The following is a 20684-nucleotide window of genomic DNA, read 5'->3' on the forward strand; positions in this document are numbered from 1 at the left end:
GACCAATGAGCAGGAGTCGACGTTGAGCTGGAGCAGGGATGAGATCGCCGTTCGGGCGGCGGCGGAGCTGACCGACGGGATGTACGTCAACCTGGGCATCGGGTTGCCGACGCTCATCCCCGGGCATCTGCCCGCGGGCGTCGACGTCGTCGTCCACTCGGAGAACGGCGTTCTGGGCGTCGGGCCGTACCCGGCCGAGGACGCGGTCGACCCCGACCTGATCAACGCGGGCAAGGAGACCGTGACGGTCCGGCCCGGGGCGTCCTTCTTCGACTCGGCGTCGTCGTTCGGGATGATCCGCGGCGGGCACGTGGACGTGGCCGTACTCGGCGCCATGCAGGTGTCCGCGCGTGGTGACCTGGCGAACTGGGCCGTCCCCGGGAAAATGATCAAGGGGATGGGCGGTGCGATGGACCTGGTCCACGGCGCCCGCCGGGTGATCGTGGTGATGGAGCACACCGCCAAGGACGGCAGCCCCAAGGTCGTCAAGGAGTGCTCGCTGCCGCTGACGGGCGCGGCGTGCGTGCACCGGATCATCACCGACCTCGGCGTCCTGGACGTCACCCCCGAAGGACTGGTCCTGGTCGAGACCGCGCCGGGCGTGAGCGAGCAGGAGATCCGCGCCCGGACCGAACCACCGATCGGAGCACCCCGATGACCGACCCGAACCCGCCGTACCTCTACCCGCCGTACGGGAGCACGCCGCTGCGGGCGCCGGAGCGGCCACTCGTGATGCCGAAGTACGGACCCGACGCCATCGAGCTGGTCGGCCCGGTCTTCGGCCATGAGGAGCTCGGCCTCCTCGACAACGACCTGACCAAGCAGCACTCCGGCGAGCCGCAGGGCGAGCGGATCATCGTGACCGGCCGGGTCCTCGACTCCGGCGGCCGTCCGGTGCCGAATGCGCTGGTGGAGGTCTGGCAGACCAACGCCGCCGGCCGGTACGTCCACCTCCGCGACCAGCACCCGGCGCCGCTCGACCCGAACTTCACCGGCGCGGGCCGCTGCCTCACCGACGCCGACGGCCGGTACCGCTTCGTCACGATCAAGCCGGGCGCCTACCCGTGGCGGAACCACCACAACGCCTGGCGACCCGCGCACATCCACTTCTCGGTGTTCGGCACGGCGTTCATCCAGCGGCTGATCACCCAGATGTACTTCCCCGGCGACCCGCTCTTCGCCTACGACCCGATCTTCCAGTCGATCCCCGAAGAGAAGGACCGGGAGCGGCTGGTCTCCCGGCTCGACATGGACACGACCGTGCCGGAGTGGGCTCTGGGCTACCAGTGGGACATCGTCCTCGGCGCGACCCCGATGGAGGCGTGATGACCACCCCGTCGCAGACCGTCGGCCCGTTCTTCGGCTACGCCCTTCCGTACGCCGACGGCCCGTACGTCGTCCCGGAGTGGCGCCCGGACGCGATCCGGATCCGGGGCCGGGTCCTGGACGGCGCCGGCGAGCCGCTGCCGGACGCCCTGGTGGAGATCTGGCAGGCCGACGCCGACGGCGGCGTGCCGCGCGGCGGAGGCTCGTGGCGGCGGGCCGGCAACGACTTCTCCGGGTTCGGCCGCTGCGGGACCGACGCGGCCGGGAACTACTGGTTCTCCACGGTGAAGCCGGGCGGCCCGGTCCCGTACATCGCGATGCTGGTCTTCGCCCGGGGCCTGCTCAAACCGGTGGCGACCCGCGTCTACTTCCCCGACGAGCCGGGCAACGCCACGGATCCGGTCCTGTCCGCGGTGCCGCCGGACCGCCGTGACACGCTGGTCGCGGTACGGGAGGGCGACCGGGCCTACCGCTTCGACGTGCACCTGCGCGGGGAACGGGAGACGGTCTTCTTCGAGCGGTACTTCGGCGGCTGACCTGCGGAGGGGAGACGGTGCCCGTGCGCGGTTCTTCGCCGGCCGATGCGGCGTGCACCCGTGAGCGGCGGAGCCCTTCCAGGGGTCCTGCCCCGACCGACCCGACGCGCACCCGTGAGCGGGGGAGCCTTCCTGAAGGCCTTCCTCGCCCGGTCCGATGCGTACCTGTGAACAGAACCAGGAGGCGTCTCCGTTGAGTGGATCCTCGTCCGCCGGGTTGCTGTCGCCGGTCGCCGCCGGCACGGCGGCGGAGGCCGCGACGTCCGATGAGGCGTGGGTGCGCGCCCTGATCGACGCGGAGGCGGCGCTGGCCCGCGCGCAGGCGCGCCTCGGGCTGATCCCGGATGACGTCGCACGGGCCCTCGCCGGTGCCCGGGTCGACCCCGCCGAGCTGGCGGTACGGGCGCGTGGCGCGGGGAATCCGGTGGTGCCGCTGGTCGCGGAGCTGCGGAAGGTGGCGGGCGACCACGTCCATGCCGGTGCGACCAGCCAGGACATCATGGACACGGCCGCCATGCTCGTGGCGTCGCGCGTCTGCGGGACGCTCCTCACGGACCTCGACCGTACGGCCGGCGCCGTCGCCGGCCTGGCCCGGCGGCACCGGGACACTCCGATGGCCGGGCGCACCCTCGGGCAGCAGGCCGTGCCCACCACCTTCGGGCTGCGGGCCGCCGGGTGGCTGGTCGCGGTGGCCGAGGCACGGGACCGACTCGCGGCCGTACGGCTGCCCGCCCAGCTCGGCGGGGCCGCCGGGACCCTCGCGGCGCTCGGCACCACCGAGTTGCTGCCGCTGTTCGCCGAGGAGACCAGGCTGGCCGAACCGGTGCTGCCCTGGCACACGCTGCGCGGGCCCGTCGTCGAACTCGGCGCGTCGCTCGCCCTCGCCGTCGGTGCCCTCGGCAAGATCGCCACCGACGTGGTGCTGCTCGCCCAGACGGAGATCGGCGAGGTCGCCGAACCTGCCGCGCCTGGCCGCGGCGGCTCCTCGGCGATGCCGCACAAGCGCAACCCGGTGCTCGCCACGATGATCCGGTCGGCCGCCTTGCGCGTGCCGGCGTACGCGCAGATCCTCTTCGCCGCGCAGACCGCCGGTCTCGACCGGCCGACGGGAGAGTGGCACGCGGAATGGCAGCCGCTGAACGACTGCCTGCGGCTGGTCGGCGGCGCGGCCGAGACCGCGGCCGAGCTCACCGCCGGGCTGGAGGTCTTCCCCGAACGGATGCGCGCCAACCTGCGGGAGGAGCTCCTCGCCGAGTACGTCGCCGGCCGGCTCGCCGAACGCTACGGCCGCGCGGCCGCGAAAGAGGCGGTCGCGGAGGCGGTCCGCGAGGGGCGGCCACTGGCCGACCTGCTCCCGGGCGACGACCGCGCCGAGCGCGCCGACGATTCCGGAGCGGCCTTCGGCATCGACCTGACGAAGGCCGTCGGCCCCGCGCCCCGGCTGGTGGACCGCGCCCTCGCGGCGTACGCCCGAAAGGAGCCGGAATGAGCGAGCAGCACCCTTGCCGGAGGGGGCGATGCCCAGTGAACGGTCGCCGCGGACGGGGACGGCCGGTGAGTGATCTCCGCGTGGATGGGCGCGTCCGGTGAGCGGCTTCCGCGCGGATGGGGGTACCCGGTGAGCGGCCTGAGTCATCGCTTCGACGGCCCGGACGACGCGCCGGTTCTTGCCCTGGGGTCCTCCCTCGGCACGACGCTCGACCTGTGGGATCCGCAGCTCCCCGCGCTGACCGCGTCCTGGCGCACCCTCCGGTTCGACCTGCCGGGCCATGGCGGATCGCCGGCGATCCACGGCACGGTCGCGGACTTCGCGGACGCGGTCGTCGACCTGCTCGACGGGCTCGGCGTCGGCCGCGTCGCCTACGCCGGGGTCTCGCTGGGCGGGGCCGTCGGCACCGCCCTCGCGCTGCGCCATCCCGACCGGCTGACGAGCCTGGCGCTGTGTTGTACCTCGGCCCGGTTCGGCGATCCCGGTCCCTGGCATGACCGGGCCGCGCGCGTCCGCGCCGAGGGCCTCGAGCCGCTCACCGAGCTGTTCCTGGGCCGCTGGTTCACCGAGGGCTACGCCGGGCCCGGCGTCGACGCCGTACGGGACATGCTGAAGCGGGTCGACCCCGAGGGGTACGCCGCGTGCTGCGACGCGCTCGCCCGCTTCGACGTCCGGGACCTGCTCGGCGACGTACGCGTGCCCGCCCTCGTCGTCGCGGGCGCCGAGGACGTGGCCACGCCGCTCGACCACGCCGAGGTCCTCGCCGGCGGCATCCCCGGCGCCGAGCTCGTCGTGGTACCCGGCGCCCACCTGGCCAACCTCGAGTGCCCACCGCCGGTCACCGAGGCGTTGGTCCGCCACCTGGAGAGGGCGAAGGCGTGAGAGCCGCGACCCCTGGGCCCTCCCGATCCCGCGAAACGATCAGGAATCTCCACGCCACGGAAGGTGAGGACGACATGAGCGATGGGATGAGGGTCCGCAGGGAGGTCCTCGGCGACGCGCACGTCGACCGCGCCCAGGCGCGTACGACGGAGTTCACCGCCGACTTTCAGGACTTCATCACGCGGTACGCGTGGGGGGAGATCTGGACGCGGCCCGGCCTCGACCGGCGCACGCGCAGCTGCGTCACGCTGACCGCCCTGGTCGCCCGCGGCCACTTGGACGAGCTCGCCATGCATGTGCGCGCAGCCGTACGCAACGGTCTCACCACTGACGAGATCAAGGAAGTACTGCTGCAGACCGCGGTATATTGCGGCGTGCCCGCGGCCAACGCGGCTTTCGCCGTGGCTCAGCGGGTTCTCGCGGAGGACGGTCTGATCGCGGAACGTGAGTGATCGATTTCACTTCGTGTTCGCGCAGAGCGTAATCTGTCGCCCACGCTCCGCAATGGCGGGGCGTGATCGAGTTCTCCGATCCCCCCAGGGAACGCGAAGTACGGGAGGTAGGGTCATGGACGTGGCCGACACCGAGCGACGGATCAACCAGGTCCGCAACGACGTCTACGCGATCTACGACCAGCTGACGACCGTCCAGATGACTCAGAACACGCATGGCCGTCAGCTGACGTCGCTCAGCAACACGGCGAGCCGCATCTGGACCACGCAGCAGGAGCACGGCGAGCGGCTGAACCACCTCGACAGCGCCCTCGCGGTGCTGACCGAGAAGGTCGGCGGATTCGAGGGCCGGTTCGGCCAGATCGACGAGCGCTTCGGGCAGATCGATCAGCGGTTCGGGCAGATCGATCAGCGGTTCGGGCAGATCGACGAGCGACTCGCGCGGATGGACGAGCGGTTCGACGAGCACGACGCGAAGCTCGACGAGCAGGGTCGGAAGCTCGACCTGATCATCGAGGCGCTGAACATCCGCCCCAACTGATCGGGCTCTCTGCGCCCCGTGACCCGATGCCGGGCCGCGGGGCGTTGCCTATCGTGGAGGGTGCGGATCGAGGAGGCGGGAGCGATGCCGAGTGTCGAGCGCCCGCCTACGGTGGCGGGCAAGGTGATGGCGATCCTCGAGTCGTTCGCGCCCGGCGGCGTGCGGCTGACCCTCACCGAGATCTGCGGCCGCGCGGGCCTGCCGCTCGCCACGGGGCACCGGCTCGTCCGTGAGCTCACCGACGGCGGCTTTCTCGAGCGCCTGCCCGACGGCTCGTACCGCATCGGCACGCGCCTGTGGCGCATCGGCACCCAGGCCTCGGCGGCGACGACCCTGCGCGAGCTCGCCCTTCCCCACATGGAGGAGCTGTACGCCGCCACCCACGAGAACGTCCAGCTCGCGGTGCTCAGCGGCGACAAGGCGCTGTACCTCGAACGCCTGCGCGGGCCGCGGTCGGTGCCGATCGTGACGCGGGTCGCCGCCGAGCTCCCGCTGCACGCGACCGGGGTGGGCAAGGTGCTGCTCGCGTTCGCCGACGAGGACCTCGCCGAGAAGGTCATCGCGCGGGGGCTTCGGGCGCACACCCGGCACACGGTCACCGACGCCGATCGGCTGCGAGCCTGCCTCGCCGACATCCGGCGGTCCGGGTACGCCGTGACGCGTGAGGAGATGTCCCTCGGCACGTGTTCGGTGGCGGCGCCGCTCCGGGACGCCGACGGGGACGTGTTCGCGGCGCTGTCGCTCGTCGCCCGGCGGAGCGGCGTGGATCTGCGGCGGCTCGTGCCCGTCGTCCTCGCCGCGGCGAACGCCCTGTCCCGGGACGTCGACGCCCACGGCGGTTCCGCTGAGTGGAAGGACTGGGCCTGACGGCCGCGTCGTCGGCAGGAGGATCGTGCTGAGGACGTCGAAAGAGAGTCATCCATGCGTACCCAAGTGGCGATCGCCGGGGCCGGACCGGCCGGACTGCTGCTCTCCCACCTGCTGCGCCTGCGCGGCGTCGACTCGGTGGTGCTGGAGAGCCGCGACCGCGCGTACGCGGAGAAGCGGCAGCGGGCCGGGATGCTGGAGCAGGGCACCGTGGACGTCCTGCGCGGCAGCGGCGTGGGGGAGCGGCTCGACCGGGAAGGACTCACCCACCACGGTCTCGAGCTGCGCTTCGGCGGAGCCGGTCACCGGATCCCGCTGTCCGACCTGACGGGCGGACGGACGGTCACGATCTACGCGCAGACCGAGATCGTCAAGGATCTGATCGCCGCGCGGCTGGCGGCCGGCGGCGACGTCCGCTTCGAGGCCGAGGTCCTGTCGGTCGATCCGGGCGCGCCGTCCGTGACCTACCGGCAGGAGGGCCGGGTCCACACGCTGGAGTGCGACGTCATCGCCGGGTGCGACGGCTTCCACGGCGTCTGCCGCGCGGCCGTGCCCGACTCCACGGTCTACGAGCGGGAGTATCCCTTCGCGTGGCTCGGCATCCTCGCCGACGTCCCGCCCTCCACCGACGAGCTCATCTACGCGTACAGCGAGCGCGGGTTCGCCCTGCACAGCCTGCGCTCACCGAAGCTCAGCAGGCTGTACCTCCAGGTGGACCCGTCGGACGACGTCGCCGCGTGGCCCGACGAACGGATCTGGGCCGAGCTGCGGGCGCGGTTCGCCACCCGTGACGGCTGGGAGCTGCGGGACGGGCCCATCCTCGAGAAGGCGATCACCCCGATGCGCAGCTTCGTGACCGAGCCGATGCGCCACGACCGCCTGTTCCTCGCCGGGGACGCCGCGCACATCGTCCCGCCCACCGGAGCGAAGGGCCTGAACCTCGCGATCTCCGACGTCACCGTCCTCGCCGAGGCGCTGGGCGCCTGGTACGACTCCGGCACGACCGAGCTCCTCGACGCCTACTCCGCCACCTGTCTGCGGCGGATCTGGCGGGCCGAGCACTTCTCGTACTGGATGACGACCCTGCTGCACAAGGATCCCCGCCAGGACGCCTTCGGCCACCGCCTGCAGCTGTCGCACCTGGAGTACGTGGCGGCGTCGAAGGCCGCCGCGACCACGCTCGCCGAGAACTACGTCGGCGCCGCCCCCACGCTCTGACCGATCAGAAGACGCCCTTGGGCGGGGGCGGCGACGGGCGGGCGGTCGCGTCGGTGACCGGTGCCGCCCCGGCCGTGAACCTGGTGACCTCGTCACCGTCCAGCACCCGGGCGGGGAAGGGGTCTCCGGCCGCCTTCCTCGTCAGCTCCCCGACGGACGGCGGCGCGGAGCCGGCGACCACGACCAGGTTGCCGAACCGGCGGCCGCGCAGCACCGCCGGGTCGGCGATGAGACAGAGCTCCGGCAGCACCGACCGCAGCGTCGCCACCTGGCTCCGGGCGAAGGACAGCGGCGCGCCGTCGGCCACGTTCGCGGCGTACCACCCGCCCGGGCGCAGCACCCGCGCCACCGCCGCCGCGAACTCCACGGACGTCAGGTGCGCGGGCGTCCGGCTCCCCGCGTACGCGTCGCCGATCACCAGGTCGAAGGAGCCCTCCGGCACCCGCGCCAGGACGTCCCGGGCGTCGCCGTGCCGGATGCGGATCCGCGTGCCGCGCTCGAGCGGGAGTTCGCGGCGGACGAGGTCGATGAGCGCCGCGTCGACCTCGACCACCTGCTGGGTCGACCGCGGCCGGGTCGCGGCGACGTAGCGCGGCAGGGTCAGCGCCCCGCCGCCCAGGTGCAGCACCCGCAGCGGCCGCCCAGGCGGGGCCGCCAGGTCGACGACGTGACCGAGCCGCCGCACGTACTCGAAGTCGAGGTAGGCGGGGTCGTCGAGGTCCACGTGGGACTGCGGCGCGCCGCCGAGCAGCAGCGTCCAGGCGCGCGGGCGGTCCGGGTCGCGGACGAGCTCCGCGATGCCGGAATCGACCTTCTCCTCCACCCGGTGGGCGCGCTGCCGATGTGCCATCGGCCCACATTAATCGACCTGCGCCTCCACCGAAGATCGCGATACCGTGCGTGCTGCCAGACGCCAACCACGGGCTGCAGAAGCTGGATGTCGCCGAGACCTCGGTGTTACGGTCACCGACCGCCGCTTCAGCGACGTGGTGTTCCGCTACCTGTTCGGGCGGCGTCTCAGGCTCCCCCGCTTCGCGCGAGGGAGCAAGGAGCGCAAGGTCAACTTCTCGGCCGTGAACGACGAAGCCTGTTGGATGGACAAAGCTCCCGGACCCCACCGATTTCTACAGGCGTTCGACGATGGTGACGTTGGCCTGGCCGCCGCCCTCGCACATGGTCTGCAGGCCGTACCGGCCGCCGGTCCGCTCCAGCTCGTGCAGCAGCGTTGTCATCAGCCGGGCGCCGGTGGCGCCGAGCGGGTGGCCGAGCGCGATCGCGCCGCCGTTGGGGTTGGTGATCGCAGGGTCGGCGCCGGTCTCCTTCAGCCAGGCCAGCACGACCGGCGCGAACGCCTCGTTGATCTCGACGACGTCGATGTCGCCGATGGTCATCCCGGCCTTCTTCAGCGCGTACGCGGTGGCGGGGATCGCGGCGGACAGCATCCGGATCGGGTCCTCGCCGCGTACGGACAGGTGGTGGACGCGGGCGCGCGGGGTGAGTCCGTGGTCGCGTACGGCGCGCTCGGAGGCGATGAGCATGGCGGCGGACCCGTCGGAGATCTGCGACGACAGGGCGGCGGTGAGCCGGCCGCCGTCGACGAGGGTCTTCAGGCCCGCCATCTTCTCCAGTGAGGTGTCGCGGCGCGGTCCCTCATCGGCCGTGACGTCGCCGTACGGGGCGATCTCGCGGTCGAACCGGCCTTCGTCGATGGCGCGGATCGCGCGCCGGTGGGACTCCAGGGCGAACGCCTCCATCTGCTCCCTGGTGATGTCCCACCGCTCGGCGATCATCTCGGCGCCCCGGAACTGCGAGACCTCCTGGTCGCCGTACCGCGCCTCCCAGCCCCGCGAGCCGGCGAACGGGCCCGCGAAGCCGAGCTGCACCCCGGCGATCATCGCGTAGGCGATCGGGATCTTCGACATGTTCTGCACGCCGCCCGCGACGACGAGGTCGGCGGTGCCGCTGAGCACGGCCTGGGCGGCGAAGTGCACGGCCTGCTGCGACGATCCGCACTGCCGGTCGACCGTGACGCCCGGCACCTCCTCCGGGAGCCCGGCCGCCAGCCAGCAGGTACGGGCGACGTCCCCGGCCTGCGGCCCGACCGTGTCCACGCAGCCGAAGATCACGTCCTCGACCGCCGCCGGGTCGACGCCGGACCGTTCGACCAGCGCCGTCAGGACGTGCGCGCCGAGGTCGGCCGGGTGGACCTCGGCCAGCCCGCCGTTCCGCCGCCCGACGGGCGTACGGACCGCCTCGACGATGTAGGCCTCCGCCATCACTTGCCTCCTACTCGTGCTGGATCCCCCCGAGGACCATGGCGAGGTACTGCTCGGCGATCTGGTCGGCGGTGAGCCGCCCGCCGCGCTGGTACCAGGTCGCCGCCACCCACACGGTGTCGCGGACGAACCGGTAGACCAGTGCCGTGTCGAGGTCCGAGCGGAACGCGCCCTCGCGGACGCCGCGCTCCAGCAGGGACATCCACATCTCCTCGAACCGCCGCCGCGACTCGATGAGGTATGCGAAGCGGGGGCTCGTCGCCAGGTGCCGAGACTCGTTCTGGTACATCACGACGGCCGGCCGGTGCCGGTCGATGCAGCCGAACGACTCGGCGATGAGGGCCGTCAGGGTCTCGCGCGCCCCGAGCCCCGCGTCGAGCACCCGCTCGTACGCCGCCCACATCTCGTTCAGGAAGGTCGACAGGATCTCGTCGGCCATCGACTCCTTGGAATCGAAGTGGTAGTAGAGGCTGCCGCCGAGGATCCCGGCCGCGTCCGCGACCTCCCGGACGGTGGTGGCGGCGTAGCCGCGGGTGGCGAAGACCTCCGCGGCGGTGGCGAGCAGCTCGGCCCGCCGCTCGGCTCGGGCGGCGGCGGTGCCCTCGGCGTCACGCCGTCGTGGACTCATGGATTCTCTGGATTCCTTACGGGTGCTGACTGGAGACGGAGACGACCTCGCCCGTCAGGTACGACGAGTAGCCGGAGGCCAGGAAGACGATAACGTTGGCCACCTCCCACGGCTCCGCGTACCGGCCGTACGCCTCCTGGCGCGTCAGCTCCGTCAGCAGCTCCTCGCTCGTCACCTTGACCAGGTGCGGGTGCATGGCGAGGCTGGGCGCCACCGCGTTGACCCGCACGCCGTACTCCGCGGCCTCCAACGCTGCGCAGCGGGTCAGCGCCATCACCCCGGCCTTGGCCGCCGCGTAGTGGGACTGCCCGCACTGCGCCCGCCAGCCGATCACCGACGCGTTGTTCACGATCACGCCGTGCCCCTGGGCGCGCATGATCCGCAGGGCGGTTCGTGTGCAGCGCATGGTGCCGTTCAGCGTGACGTCGAGGACGCGCGACCACTGCTCGTCGGTCATGTCCACGAGATCGGCCGTGCCGCCGAGACCCGCGTTGTTGACCGCGACGTCGATCCGGCCGAAGCGCTCGGCGGTGGCGGCGAACAGCCCCCGTACCTGGTCCTCGGAGGTGACGTCGCACGGCAGGGCGGCCACCGCCGCGTCGCCGAACTCCTCGGCCAGCTCGGTCAGCGACTGCCCGAGCCGTCGTTCGTGGGCGTCGCTGATCATCACCCGCGCCCCCTCCTCCAGGCAGCGCCGGGCGGTCGCCCCGCCGATGCCCGCGCCGGCCGCGGCCGTCACGACGACGACGCGGTCACGCAGGAGACCGTGACCGGAGACAGGGATCGCCCGGGTGGAGGGAATGCCGCTCTCGCTCACCTGCGCTACTCTACCAAACAGTTGTTAGAAAGAATCCTGGGGCGGGTGCCATGGACCTTGATCTGTCGGCGGTGGAGCCCTTCCGGGCCGAGGTACGCGACTGGCTGCGCCGCAACGTTCCGGCGGCGCCGCTGCCGTCCCTGGAGACCGAGGAGGGCTTCGACGCCCACCGCGCGTGGGAGGGGACCCTCTCCGCGGCCCGGCTGTCGGTGGTGTCCTGGCCCGAGGCGTACGGCGGGCGGGACGCCTCGCCGCTCGACTGGCTGGTCTTCGAAGAGGAGTACTACGCGGCCGGCGCCCCCGGCCGGGTGAGCCAGAACGGCATCAACCTGCTCGCCCCCACCCTCTTCGCGCACGGCACGCCCGAGCAGCTCGAACGCGTCCTGCCGCGCATGGCCACCGGCGAGGTGATCTGGGCCCAGGCGTGGTCGGAGCCCGGCGCCGGCAGCGACCTGGCCGCGCTGCGGGCGACCGCCACCCGCGTCGACGGCGGCTGGCGGCTGAACGGGCAGAAGACGTGGAGCTCGCGCGCCGCCTTCGCCGACCGGGCGTTCGGGCTGTTCCGCTCCGACCCGGCGGCCGAACGCCACCACGGCCTGACGTACCTGATGTTCCCCCTCGACGCCGACGGCGTGACCGTACGCCCGATCGGGCGGCTGGACGGCAAACCGGCCTTCGCCGAACTGTTCCTCGACGACGTGTTCGTGCCCGACCGGGACGTCATCGGCGAGCCCGGTCAGGGCTGGGCGGTGGCGATGAGCACCGCCGGCAACGAGCGCGGCCTGACCCTGCGCAGCCCCGGCCGGTTCCTCGCCGCCGCCGACCGCCTCGTCGCCCTCTGGCGGGAGCACGGCGCCGACCCGCTGCTGCGCGACCGCGTCGCGGACGTCTGGATTAAGGCCCGCGCCTACCGCCTGAAGGGCTTCGAGACCATCTCACGCACCGACGACGTCGGCGCGGAGGCGAGCGTCAACAAGGTCTTCTGGTCCGAGCTCGACGTCGCGCTCCACGAGACCGCGCTGGACATCCTCGGCGCGGACGGCGAGCTGGACGGCGACTGGCTGGAGGGCTACGTCTTCTCCCTCGCCGGTCCCATCTACGCCGGCACCAACGAGATCCAGCGCAACGTCATCGCCGAGCGCGTCCTCGGCCTGCCCCGGGAGGGCCGGAGAGGCGGATGAGCCTAGGGCGTGTCCGGTGGATCTTCGTCCGGCTGCGCAGCGTCCAGAGTGCGCCTCGCCGCGTTGTCGTCGGTCGGCAGCCAACACCAGGCTGCCTCCCTCCTCCGCCTTGCGAGGCACACTCTGAACGCCGCTCGCTACGAACAAGATCCACCAGACACGCCCTAGGCGTGCGGCGGCGCCTGGACGGGCGGCCGTACGGACGGCGCCGTGCCCGAATCGGCCGGGTGAGGCGCCGATGGCGGCAGGCGGGCCCGGAGTGAAGAGAGGATCGGGATGAAGTTCGTTCTCGACGCCGAGCAGCGGCTGTTCGGCGAGACCCTGCACAAGCTCCTCACCGAGGCCGGCACCCCGGCGCTGATCCGCCGGTGGGCGGCCGGCGACCCGGACCGTACGCTCTGGTCCGCGCTCGGGGAGGCCGGGGTGTTCGCCCTGGCGGTGCCCGAACGCCACGACGGCGCCGGACCGCTCCCCGTCGAGCTCGTCGTCGCGACGCACGAGCTCGGCCGCCACGCGGTCCCCGGCCCGATCGTCGAGACGCTCGCCGCCGCCGCGCTCATCGACACGGCCGGTGACGAGGCGCTCAGCGCCGAATGGCTGCCGAGGATCGCCGCCGGAGAAGCGGTCGTCTCGTTCGCACCGCGACTCCGCCGGGCCCTCGACGCGGACGCCGCCGACCTGATCCTGCTGACCGGCGACGAGGAACTGTGGTCCGCCGCCCCCGACGGAGCGGTCCTGCGATCCCTCGACCCCGCACGGCGGCTGTTCCCGGTCGCCGCACGCGAACGCCTGGCGGCCGGGCCGGCCGTGGCCCGCGCCGCCGCGGCGGCGTACGACCTGGGCGTGCTGGCGTGCTCGGCACAGCTGCTCGGCCTGGGCCGGGCGCTGCTCGACACGACCGTGGAGTACGCGCGGACACGGAAGCAGTTCGGCCGTCCGATCGGGGAGTTCCAGGCGGTCAAGCACCACCTGGCCGACGCCCTGACCGGGCTGGAGTTCGCCCGCCCACTCGCGTACGGCGCCGCCCTGGCCTTCGGCTCGCCGGACTTCACCCGCGACGTGTCGGCGGCCAAGGTCGCGGCCTCCGACGCCGCGTACGCCGCGGCCCGCATCGCACTGCAGGTACACGGCGCGATCGGCTACACCGACGAGTACGACCCGTCCCTGTGGATCCGCAAGGTCCGGGCGCTCCGCTCCGCCTGGGGAACTCTCGCCGAACACCGCGGCCGCGTGCTGGACGCGTGCTCGCACTGAGCAGGCGATGACGCGCGGCATGCCGGATTCAGCCGTCGACGGCCCCGCCCGGCCAGTCCGCCATGGCATCACCGGAGCGGGCCGGGGGACGGTTCATCGTGCCTCCTCGGCTGGAACCAGGGCGGCGGTCGGTGTCTCGGTAGCGGTCATCGGCTGGAACGTGGCGAGGAGCATCAGGAGGACTCCGGCGGCGCACCACGCCCCGATGACCGTCGAGGCTGAGAAGCGCTCGCTGAGCGCACCGGTGACCAGGATGGCGCCGCCCTGGGCGAGCTGAAGCCCGCCGCTCATCACGCCGAACGCCCGGGCCCGGTATTCATGCGGGAGTACCTGCTGGAACAGCCCCTGCGCGGCGGGCAGCAGCAACGACATGGCCATACCGGAGGCGGTGGCCAGGGGCAGTACTCCGGCCAGCGGGGGGTCGAACAGGACGGGGACGAGGGTGAGGGGAGCGAGGACCGCGAGTGGGCGGATCAGCCGGGTCCGGACCCCTGGCCGTAGCAGCCGTGTCAGTACCAGGCCTCCGATGGCGACGCCGAGGGGGTTGGCGGCCATGATGAGGCCCTGGGCGGAGCCACCGTCGTCGAGTTCGGCCGCCCAGGCGGCAGCGAGGCCCTCCGGAACGACCACGAAGGAGGCCACGCCGAAAATGACGAAGGCGATCGTGCGCATCAACGGGTGACCGAATACGAGGGTGTATCCCTGCCGGGTCTCCCGCCACAGGCTGGTGCGGCGGGTGGCCGCGAGCGTCGCAGGGCGAAGCTTGACGTGACGGCGCAGCAGGAACGCCGAACCGGCGAAGGTGACGGCGTTCAGCAGCAGCGCGACGTGCGGGCGGTACCCGGCGACGATCCCTCCGGCGGCATACCCGACCACCTGGGCGAGGTTGAAGATGGTGCTGTTGAAAGCGACGCCGAGCGAGTAGTGGTCGCCCGTCAGGATCTGCGGAAGCTGCGCGGACCGGGCGGCCTCGAACGGCGGGCCGAGCAGCCCGCTGCCGAACAGCAGCACGAGCATGACAGGAATCGGCACACCCGGGATCGCAATCAGCCCGATCAGTACCATCCTGGCCAGATCGCAGGAGATCATCACCGAGCGTGAGGGGTACCGTTCGGCCATCGCCGCGAGCAACGGACCCACGGTGAGCCACGGCAGAAATCCCAGGGCGAAGGTCGCCGCCGAAGCCAGCGCCGACCCGGTGCGATCGAACACGAGCAAAGCCACCGCGGCCTTGCACAGATAGTCCCCGCACCAGGAAAGCACGCTCGCCGTGAAGACCGCGCGGTACTCCACCAGGGCGAACAAACCTCGATATGTCGCCGGCCGGTCTTCGTCAGTCGGGCAACTCATTCAATCTCCGCAGCGCGTCAAAGGCGGCCGACCCCAGCGAAGCCGAGGGCCGGCCGCTGCTACTAATCCGTTAATCACGGCCACTCGGTGACTCTGCGGGTCATTGCGCACCTCCTTTCGTACGAGGACCGCAATCTATCACCAATGAAGGTTATTTTTAGAAGAAAGTCGCCCTGTTCCGCTCCCGATTCCTAAGACCACCGCGGTATGCCGTGGTGCGCGGGCGGCGTACGGGCGACCAAAGCAGGTCAGGCCGGGTAGCTTGACGGTCATGCCGGTGACCGGGGAGACCGATCTGAGGCGGCTGCTGGCCGGGCTGGATCCGGTGCTGCACGACGGGGAGTACGTGTTCGTGACACTGCCCGACCGTGAGACGCCGCCGGGGACCCGGCCGGTCTTCGTCTTCGAGGAGGACGAAGGGCGCACCCTCGTGCTGCCCCGGGCCGAGGCCGAGGAGGCCGGACTCGACGGCGTGTTCCCCAGCGCCTGGATCACCCTGCGCATCCATTCGTCGCTGGAGGCGGTCGGGATGATGGCGGCCATCACCACGGCCCTGGCGGAGGCCGGCATCAGCTGCAACGCCGTCGCGGCCTTCTACCACGACCACCTCTTCGTGCCGTCCGACCGCGCGCGGGACGCGGTCGCCGTGCTCCGAGGCCTGGCCGGATGAGCGTGCCGGAAACCGGACCGGCGGACGCCGCCGAGCACTGCTGTGACACCATGCGGCGACAGCTGGACTGGCGCTGTCATCGGCACACCGACCCGTACGACTGCGCGGACGCCGTCATCGTGTACGTCGCGAAGTTCCGTGAGTACGGGCTGATCATCCACGACGGCGGCAGCTCGTACATCGGCATCGGCTACTGCCCGTGGTGCGGCTCCCGGCTCCCAGAGTCGCAACGGGACCGCTGGTTCGACGAACTCGAGCGGATGGGCATCGACCCCTGGGGGGACGAGGTGCCCGCCGAGTACGAGAACGGCCGCTGGCTCACGGGTTGAGGCTGAGGCATCTGACCAGGGGCCGCGCCGACGGCTCGTGTGACCAGTCGGCGCGCTGAACGCCTGCTACAGCGCTCCGTTCCCCTGGCTGCGCAGCTGGTCGACCGCACGGGCCGGGCCCGCGTTGTCGCGGGAGTGCGTACGCGGGTCCGTGGCGAGCGACGAGGGCTTCCCGATCCGGGCGCGGAGCGCCAGAAGGCCGATGCAAACGACGACCAGTCCCACGATGACAGCGATGACCATGTCGTACCTCCGTGCCTTCGCGATCGCCTCAGGCGATCTCATCCCACCATAGACGACCATGATCGCGGCCCGGTCCCCTCCGGCACCGCCGCCTTTTCCGCCGAGGATCGTCGGTGCGGCTCGGCCCCGTGATCCTCGGCGGTCAGGGCTTCAGACCGGAGGGAAGTCGCGGCGCTTGAGCTTGGCCATCCGGCCGTCCGGGTGGTGCCACACGATGCCCTCCCAGGGGCAGGCGCGCAGCCACGCGGCCAGGCCCGCGTAGTCGCGGGGAACGTCAGGCGGTTCCTCGGCGCCGTGGCGCACCAGCGTGTGGCGGTCGACGTTTTCCGGGTTGCCGTTGATCCGCGGGCCGATCAGCTCGTACGTGCCGGGCTCCCAGTGACCGGTGCCGATGGCCTCGTCGAGGTATCGGTGGTAGCCGGACTGCTCGGCGGGCTCCCAGCCGACCGCGGTGCCCGTCCGCTCGTCCCGCATGATCGCGTCGTAGCCGGGCGGCTCTTTCCGGCCCGCCTTGATCTCGCGGCGCGCCCACCAGCGCTCGCCGTCCCACTGGACACAGGTGCCGTCGTACTTGCGCGTCGGCCGGCCCTCTCCGGCGAACACCCAGCCGCAGTCCGGGTGCGGAGTGCGGGTCACGTACCGCCGATCCCCGTCCCAGTCACGAAGGAAGATCGTCGGCATCTTCTTCATGGCCCTGCTCCTTCCGCTCGAGGCTCGGAGCCGATCTTGCACGAGCGGCAGCGGGCCGGTCGAACGGTTATCGGCGGGCTCAACCGGCCGCGAGACCGCCGAGGCGGGTCATGGCCTCGGTGGCCTGGGCGACGATGCCGTCGATGAGCTCCCGGCAGGACGGGAGGTCGTCGATGACGGCGACGGCCTGGCCGGAGGCCATCACGCCGAGGTCGGGGCGGCCGTCGACCATGGCGGCCTTCAGCAGCATCGGGGTGTTGGCGGCCATCAGCACCTGGGACCAGGACAGGTCCTTGCCGTGCCGCATCGCCAGGCCGTCGCGGACCATCGCCCGCCACGACATCTCCGACACCCGCTTGAACCGGGCGGCGTTGCGCAGGGCCCGGACCAGGCCGGTGACGCGACCGGAGTGCTCCAGGGCGTCGACCAGGTCGGTGCGCAGGACGCGGTGCGGCAGGCCGTCGACCTGCCGGGTGACGACGGTCTCGGCCATGCCGAGGTAGACCCGCTTCACGGCGTCCGGGACCGAACTGTCGGAGGTCAGCAGGAAACGGGTGCCCATCGCCACACCCGCCGCGCCGTACGCGAGCGCGGCGGCCAGGCCCCGGCCGTCGAAGAATCCGCCCGCCGCGATCACCGGGATGTCGACGGAGTCGACGACCTGGGGGAGCAGCAGGGTGGTGGCGACCGGGCCGGTGTGCCCGCCGCCCTCGCCGCCCTGGACGAGGACGGCGTCGGCGCCCCACGCGGCGACCTTCTCGGCGTGCCGGCGCGCCCCCACGGACGGGATCACCACGACGCCGGCGTCCTTCAGCCGGGCGATCAGCTCCGGCTTAGGAGCGAGCGCGAAGGACGCGACCCGTACACCCTCCCTGACGATCAGGTCGATCCGGTCGAGGGCGTCGGTGGCGTCGGCCCGGAGGTTCACCCCGAAGGGGGCCTCGGTGCGCTCCTTCACCTCGTGGATCGCGGTCGCGAGCCCGTCCAGCGTCATCGTGGCCGAGGCGAGGATGCCCAGTCCGCCCGCGTTCGCGACCGCCGACACCAGGCGGGGGCCGGCCACCCAGCCCATGCCGGTCTGCACGACCGGGTGCCGTACACCGGTCAGCTCGGTCAGCGCCGTCCGCACACTCCCACGCCCCTTCCGCCTGTCACACCCGCCGGAGCCGGTCTCATCGCGCCTCCGGAGACCTCCCGTCCGGCGGCTCCCACGTTCCGTTCGTGCGCCGTCGCCGTCGAGCGCCTGCCGAGAGCTGCCGTTCGGACGCCCCTTCCGGTCGCCGTCACCGCCGGGCGCCTGCCGGGATCTGCCGGTCGGACGGTCCTACGCCCCTTCCGCCCGCCGTCACCGTCGAGCGCCTTCCGGGACCTCCCGGTCGCGCAGGCCGTTCGGGTCCAGGACCTCGCGGATGAGCCGCAGCTCCTCGGCGTCCGGTACCCGGGTCGTGCCGACGTACGGCGGGACGACGAGCTCGAACCCGGTGGCCGCGGTCACCTGGTCGACGGTCACGCCGGGGTGGACCGACCGCAGCCGCATCCGGCGGTCCGGCGTCGCGAAGTCGAGCACGGCCAGGTCGGTGACGACGACGCGGATCTCGTGGGCGCCCCGGTCGTGCCCGATGCCGCTGACCATGTCGACCGTCTCGACGAACACCCGGGGGGAGTGCCGGGGGATCCAGTAGCTGGTCGTGTCGCAGCGGGTGTTGCCCGGCGCGCCGCGCACTCCGAGCAGCTGCGCCTTCGGGCGCGCCCAGTCGCCGATGCAGGAGATGTTGGTGTTGCCGAACCGGTCGATCTGGCTCGCGCCGAGCATGACGTGGCGGCGGCCGTTCAGCACGAGCCACAGGTGCTCGCGGAACGGCAGCCAGCCCTCGATCTCCTGTGGCGTCTCGCCGAGCGCGGGGACGTCGCCGGTCAGCAGGCACACCCCGTCGTGGGTGAGCAGACCGGGCTCGAACGTCAGCCGCGCCAGCCGGGCGCCCAGGACCGTGACGGCGCCCCCGATGCCCGCCGCGAGGATCTCGCCGTCGCCTCGGAACGCCTCCGCGCACGCCGTCACGCACACCTCCGCCCTGGTCGCGCTCATCGGACGGGTACCTCCGTCATCGTCGCCGCCGTCACGAGCCCTCCGCGCACGCCTTCTACGCCGCCGGTCAGCGGCTCTCCGCGTACGCCGTCGTGGATGCGTTCGCGGTCGTCGGTGACCGGCTTCCCGTGTCCGTCGCCACGGGCGCTTTCTCCGCCGCTCGCCTCCGGCTCTGCGCGTACGGCCACCGCGCCCGCTCTCGTCGTCTCCGTCACCGGCCCTCCTCTTCGCGCCAGGTGCGGACGGCGGCCTGGTAGGCGGCCTCGTCGCCGGCCAGGAACCGTTCGCGGAACGCCGTCCATGCGGCCGGGTCGCCGGCCGCCTGGACGTACGCCTTCTGGAAGGACTCATCGCGTCCGTGGTCGGGTTCGCAGGCGGTGAAGTGCGCGCCGTTCGGGGTCTCGACGACGCCGGTCACGTGGGACCGGCTGATCAGCAGGCTCTGCACCGGGCCTTCCTTGAGCAGGTCGGCGGTCTCGACGAGGCGTTCGCAGGAGACGTACGTCCGGGGCGCCGCCTTGGCGTACAGGTCGTCGAAGTACGGGTCGGGGCCGAGGTACTGCGCGTTGCCACGGCGGTCGGCGCGGTTCAGGTGGACGAGGGCGACGTCCATTCTCAGCGCGGGCACCGCGATGAGCTCCTCGCCGTCCTCGTACGGGGAGCGGACCGTCCTCAACTCCGGGTTCACCCGCAGGACGTCGGACCCGAGCCCTGCGCGGGTGGGCAGGAACGGCAGCCGGTGCGCGGCGGCGTACAGGCCGAACATGAACATGCCCTCGTCGTACTCGGTGAACGCGATGGCGCCGCGCTGGCGGGCCTGCCGGAAGTGCGGTTCGAGGGGGATCGAGTCGAGGGTCGCGAACGGGGCGATGACGCGGCGGACCTTGCCGTACGCGCAGAGCAGGCCGACGTCGGGGCCGGCGTACGAGACGACGGTCAGGTCGGTGAGGTCCGACCGGCAGATCGCGCGGACCAGCGCCATCGGCTTGCGCCGCGACCCCCATCCGCCGATGCCGACGGTCATGCCCGGTTCGAGGGCGCCGACGACGTCCTCGATCGTCATCTCCTTCACGACCGGCGTCCCTTCTCGTCCGAGGCCGAGACGAAGGCGGCGCGGTGCCGGTCACCGGCGCCCGCCAGGTTGAGCTCGAAGGTGAAGCCCTGCTCGAATCGGTAGCTGCGCTTCGGATCCACCGGGTCGATGCCGTTGAGCGACTCCTTGGCCCGGCGGATGACGTACGGGTCCTTGGCGGCGATGTCGCCGGCGACGTCCAGGGCCTTCTCGCGCAGTCCGGCCGGAGGCACGACCTCGAGCACCGACCCGTGCCGGTGCAGTTCGTCGGCCGTGACGGTGCGGCACGTGTAGACCATCGCCCGCACGAGGTGCTGCGGCACCAGCCGGGCCAGGTGGGTGGCCGCGCCGAGCGCGCCGCGGTCGACCTCGGGGAGGCCGAAGTAGGCGTCCTCGGAGGCCACGACGATGTCGGCGTTGCCGGCCAGGCCGATGCCGCCCCCGAGGCAGAAGCCGTGCACGGCCGCGATGACGGGCACCTCGCACTCGTACACGGCGGCGAACGCCGCGTAGCAGCCGCGGTTGGCGCCGAGCAGCGCGGTGTGCCCCTCGGTGGCCTGCATCTCCTTGATGTCGACGCCCGCGTTGAACCCTCGTCCTTCGGCGCGGAGCACGACGGCGCGGACGTCCGGGTCGCGGCCGGCGGCCAGGACCGTGTCGGCGAGGTCGTGCCAGCCCTGGACGGTCAGCGCGTTGACGGGCGGAACGTCCATGACGATCTCGGCGACGCCCGGGTCGTGAACCGTGGTGGAGATGCCCATGCGCTACCTTTCCACC

The 20684-nt window shown here is 72.2% G+C and carries 23 protein-coding genes and 1 pseudogene; 12 read left to right on the plus strand and 12 right to left on the minus strand.

Features of this window, described 5'->3' with window-relative positions; genetic code table 11:
* The first annotated feature begins 22 nt into the window (after nt 1–22).
* From ACYVF7_RS19360 to ACYVF7_RS19395, 8 genes and pseudogenes are all read left to right on the plus strand, one after another.
* The gene (locus ACYVF7_RS19360) at nt 23–658 is read left to right on the plus strand and encodes a CoA transferase subunit B (protein WP_460342167.1); all 636 of its coding nucleotides are present in this window, start codon (nt 23–25) and stop codon (nt 656–658) included.
* Complete coding sequence (gene pcaH, locus ACYVF7_RS19365; protein ID WP_460342170.1) at nt 655–1326, plus strand: protocatechuate 3,4-dioxygenase subunit beta; 672 nt, start codon at nt 655–657, stop codon at nt 1324–1326. The genes ACYVF7_RS19360 and pcaH overlap by 4 nt, the downstream gene beginning before the upstream one ends.
* Nucleotides 1326–1862 carry a protocatechuate 3,4-dioxygenase subunit alpha gene (pcaG, locus tag ACYVF7_RS19370; protein ID WP_460342173.1) on the plus strand — a complete coding sequence of 179 codons (537 nt, stop codon included), beginning with the start codon at nt 1326–1328 and terminating at the stop codon, nt 1860–1862. The genes pcaH and pcaG overlap by 1 nt, the downstream gene beginning before the upstream one ends.
* A 193-nt stretch (nt 1863–2055) precedes the next feature.
* Nucleotides 2056–3351, plus strand: coding sequence for a lyase family protein (locus tag ACYVF7_RS19375; protein WP_460342176.1), 1296 nt, complete (start codon nt 2056–2058; stop codon nt 3349–3351).
* Between the two features lie 84 nt (nt 3352–3435).
* Nucleotides 3436–4685 (plus strand): annotated as a pseudogene (gene pcaDC / locus ACYVF7_RS19380) (bifunctional 3-oxoadipate enol-lactonase/4-carboxymuconolactone decarboxylase PcaDC).
* Nucleotides 4686–4806: 121 nt separating this feature from the next.
* Nucleotides 4807–5226, plus strand: a complete 420-nt coding sequence (locus ACYVF7_RS19385; protein ID WP_460342179.1) for a hypothetical protein — start codon at nt 4807–4809, stop codon at nt 5224–5226.
* 84 nt (nt 5227–5310) lie between these two features.
* Nucleotides 5311–6093, plus strand: coding sequence for an IclR family transcriptional regulator (locus ACYVF7_RS19390; RefSeq protein ID WP_460342182.1), 783 nt, complete (start codon nt 5311–5313; stop codon nt 6091–6093).
* 54 nt (nt 6094–6147) lie between these two features.
* Nucleotides 6148–7311 (plus strand): 4-hydroxybenzoate 3-monooxygenase, encoded by a 1164-nt coding sequence (locus tag ACYVF7_RS19395; RefSeq protein ID WP_460342185.1) that lies wholly within the window; start codon nt 6148–6150, stop codon nt 7309–7311.
* 4 nt (nt 7312–7315) lie between these two features.
* On the opposite strand, the gene ACYVF7_RS19400 is transcribed toward ACYVF7_RS19395, so the two are convergent.
* From ACYVF7_RS19400 to ACYVF7_RS19415, 4 genes are all read right to left on the minus strand, one after another.
* Nucleotides 7316–8161, minus strand: coding sequence for a spermidine synthase (locus tag ACYVF7_RS19400; RefSeq protein ID WP_460342188.1), 846 nt, complete (start codon nt 8159–8161; stop codon nt 7316–7318).
* Nucleotides 8162–8435: 274 nt separating this feature from the next.
* Complete coding sequence (locus ACYVF7_RS19405; RefSeq protein WP_460342191.1) at nt 8436–9587, minus strand: acetyl-CoA C-acetyltransferase; 1152 nt, start codon at nt 9585–9587, stop codon at nt 8436–8438.
* Between the two features lie 10 nt (nt 9588–9597).
* Nucleotides 9598–10215, minus strand: a complete 618-nt coding sequence (locus ACYVF7_RS19410; protein WP_460342194.1) for a TetR family transcriptional regulator — start codon at nt 10213–10215, stop codon at nt 9598–9600.
* 16 nt (nt 10216–10231) lie between these two features.
* The gene (locus ACYVF7_RS19415; RefSeq protein WP_460342197.1) at nt 10232–11032 is read right to left on the minus strand and encodes an SDR family oxidoreductase; all 801 of its coding nucleotides are present in this window, start codon (nt 11030–11032) and stop codon (nt 10232–10234) included.
* 50 nt (nt 11033–11082) lie between these two features.
* On the opposite strand from ACYVF7_RS19415, the gene ACYVF7_RS19420 reads away from it, so the two are divergent.
* Both ACYVF7_RS19420 and ACYVF7_RS19425 read left to right on the plus strand, forming a co-directional pair.
* On the plus strand, nt 11083–12213 hold the full coding sequence (locus ACYVF7_RS19420) for an acyl-CoA dehydrogenase family protein (protein ID WP_460342200.1): 1131 nt from the start codon (nt 11083–11085) through the stop codon (nt 12211–12213).
* Nucleotides 12214–12489: 276 nt separating this feature from the next.
* Nucleotides 12490–13467, plus strand: a complete 978-nt coding sequence (locus tag ACYVF7_RS19425; RefSeq protein WP_460342203.1) for an acyl-CoA dehydrogenase family protein — start codon at nt 12490–12492, stop codon at nt 13465–13467.
* Nucleotides 13468–13560: 93 nt separating this feature from the next.
* Here the strand turns inward: ACYVF7_RS19425 and ACYVF7_RS19430 are convergent, their stop codons facing one another.
* Nucleotides 13561–14817 carry an MFS transporter gene (locus ACYVF7_RS19430; RefSeq protein WP_460342206.1) on the minus strand — a complete coding sequence of 419 codons (1257 nt, stop codon included), beginning with the start codon at nt 14815–14817 and terminating at the stop codon, nt 13561–13563.
* Between the two features lie 271 nt (nt 14818–15088).
* Here ACYVF7_RS19430 and ACYVF7_RS19435 point away from each other — a divergent pair, with 271 nt between their 5' ends.
* On the plus strand, nt 15089–15487 hold the full coding sequence (locus ACYVF7_RS19435) for an ACT domain-containing protein (RefSeq protein ID WP_460342208.1): 399 nt from the start codon (nt 15089–15091) through the stop codon (nt 15485–15487).
* Nucleotides 15484–15816, plus strand: coding sequence for a DUF6980 family protein (locus tag ACYVF7_RS19440; RefSeq protein ID WP_460342211.1), 333 nt, complete (start codon nt 15484–15486; stop codon nt 15814–15816). The genes ACYVF7_RS19435 and ACYVF7_RS19440 overlap by 4 nt, the downstream gene beginning before the upstream one ends.
* Nucleotides 15817–15882: 66 nt before the next feature.
* On the opposite strand, the gene ACYVF7_RS19445 is transcribed toward ACYVF7_RS19440, so the two are convergent.
* The 7 genes from ACYVF7_RS19445 to ACYVF7_RS19475 all read right to left on the minus strand — a co-directional run bounded on the left by ACYVF7_RS19445 (nt 15883) and on the right by ACYVF7_RS19475 (nt 20668).
* Entirely contained in the window at nt 15883–16059 is a 177-nt protein-coding gene (locus ACYVF7_RS19445) for a hypothetical protein (RefSeq protein WP_460342214.1), read from the minus strand.
* Between the two features lie 150 nt (nt 16060–16209).
* A complete protein-coding gene (locus ACYVF7_RS19450; protein ID WP_460342217.1) occupies nt 16210–16749 on the minus strand; it encodes an RNA ligase 1 family protein in 540 nt (179 codons plus the stop codon).
* A gap of 79 nt (nt 16750–16828) precedes the next feature.
* On the minus strand, nt 16829–17878 hold the full coding sequence (locus ACYVF7_RS19455) for an NAD(P)H-dependent flavin oxidoreductase (protein WP_460342220.1): 1050 nt from the start codon (nt 17876–17878) through the stop codon (nt 16829–16831).
* 216 nt (nt 17879–18094) lie between these two features.
* Nucleotides 18095–18835, minus strand: coding sequence for a CoA-transferase subunit beta (locus tag ACYVF7_RS19460; RefSeq protein ID WP_460342223.1), 741 nt, complete (start codon nt 18833–18835; stop codon nt 18095–18097).
* Nucleotides 18832–19050 carry a hypothetical protein gene (locus ACYVF7_RS19465; RefSeq protein WP_460342225.1) on the minus strand — a complete coding sequence of 73 codons (219 nt, stop codon included), beginning with the start codon at nt 19048–19050 and terminating at the stop codon, nt 18832–18834. Before ACYVF7_RS19465 ends, ACYVF7_RS19460 begins: the two co-directional genes overlap by 4 nt.
* Entirely contained in the window at nt 19047–19898 is an 852-nt protein-coding gene (locus ACYVF7_RS19470; protein WP_460358006.1) for a CoA transferase subunit A, read from the minus strand. Before ACYVF7_RS19470 ends, ACYVF7_RS19465 begins: the two co-directional genes overlap by 4 nt.
* A gap of 5 nt (nt 19899–19903) precedes the next feature.
* Nucleotides 19904–20668 (minus strand): enoyl-CoA hydratase family protein, encoded by a 765-nt coding sequence (locus ACYVF7_RS19475; RefSeq protein ID WP_460342228.1) that lies wholly within the window; start codon nt 20666–20668, stop codon nt 19904–19906.
* Nucleotides 20669–20684 lie beyond the last annotated feature (16 nt).

Source organism: Actinoallomurus acanthiterrae, assembly GCF_054775715.1.

What these genes read in the sequence shown, in the direction of transcription:
- pcaH (WP_460342170.1), top strand. Translation starts at nt 655, where the DNA reads ATGACCGACCCGAACCCGCCGTACCTCTACCCGCCGTACGGGAGCACG.
- pcaG (WP_460342173.1), top strand. Translation starts at nt 1,326, where the DNA reads ATGACCACCCCGTCGCAGACCGTCGGCCCGTTCTTCGGCTACGCCCTT.
- ACYVF7_RS19390 (WP_460342182.1), top strand. Translation starts at nt 5,311, where the DNA reads ATGCCGAGTGTCGAGCGCCCGCCTACGGTGGCGGGCAAGGTGATGGCG.
- ACYVF7_RS19395 (WP_460342185.1), top strand. Translation starts at nt 6,148, where the DNA reads ATGCGTACCCAAGTGGCGATCGCCGGGGCCGGACCGGCCGGACTGCTG.
- ACYVF7_RS19400 (WP_460342188.1), bottom strand. Translation starts at nt 8,161, where the DNA reads ATGGCACATCGGCAGCGCGCCCACCGGGTGGAGGAGAAGGTCGATTCC.
- ACYVF7_RS19405 (WP_460342191.1), bottom strand. Translation starts at nt 9,587, where the DNA reads ATGGCGGAGGCCTACATCGTCGAGGCGGTCCGTACGCCCGTCGGGCGG.
- ACYVF7_RS19410 (WP_460342194.1), bottom strand. Translation starts at nt 10,215, where the DNA reads ATGAGTCCACGACGGCGTGACGCCGAGGGCACCGCCGCCGCCCGAGCC.
- ACYVF7_RS19420 (WP_460342200.1), top strand. Translation starts at nt 11,083, where the DNA reads ATGGACCTTGATCTGTCGGCGGTGGAGCCCTTCCGGGCCGAGGTACGC.
- ACYVF7_RS19425 (WP_460342203.1), top strand. Translation starts at nt 12,490, where the DNA reads ATGAAGTTCGTTCTCGACGCCGAGCAGCGGCTGTTCGGCGAGACCCTG.
- ACYVF7_RS19430 (WP_460342206.1), bottom strand. Translation starts at nt 14,817, where the DNA reads ATGAGTTGCCCGACTGACGAAGACCGGCCGGCGACATATCGAGGTTTG.
- ACYVF7_RS19435 (WP_460342208.1), top strand. Translation starts at nt 15,089, where the DNA reads ATGCCGGTGACCGGGGAGACCGATCTGAGGCGGCTGCTGGCCGGGCTG.
- ACYVF7_RS19440 (WP_460342211.1), top strand. Translation starts at nt 15,484, where the DNA reads ATGAGCGTGCCGGAAACCGGACCGGCGGACGCCGCCGAGCACTGCTGT.
- ACYVF7_RS19445 (WP_460342214.1), bottom strand. Translation starts at nt 16,059, where the DNA reads ATGGTCATCGCTGTCATCGTGGGACTGGTCGTCGTTTGCATCGGCCTT.
- ACYVF7_RS19450 (WP_460342217.1), bottom strand. Translation starts at nt 16,749, where the DNA reads ATGAAGAAGATGCCGACGATCTTCCTTCGTGACTGGGACGGGGATCGG.
- ACYVF7_RS19460 (WP_460342223.1), bottom strand. Translation starts at nt 18,835, where the DNA reads ATGAGCGCGACCAGGGCGGAGGTGTGCGTGACGGCGTGCGCGGAGGCG.
- ACYVF7_RS19470 (WP_460358006.1), bottom strand. Translation starts at nt 19,898, where the DNA reads ATGACGATCGAGGACGTCGTCGGCGCCCTCGAACCGGGCATGACCGTC.
- ACYVF7_RS19475 (WP_460342228.1), bottom strand. Translation starts at nt 20,668, where the DNA reads ATGGGCATCTCCACCACGGTTCACGACCCGGGCGTCGCCGAGATCGTC.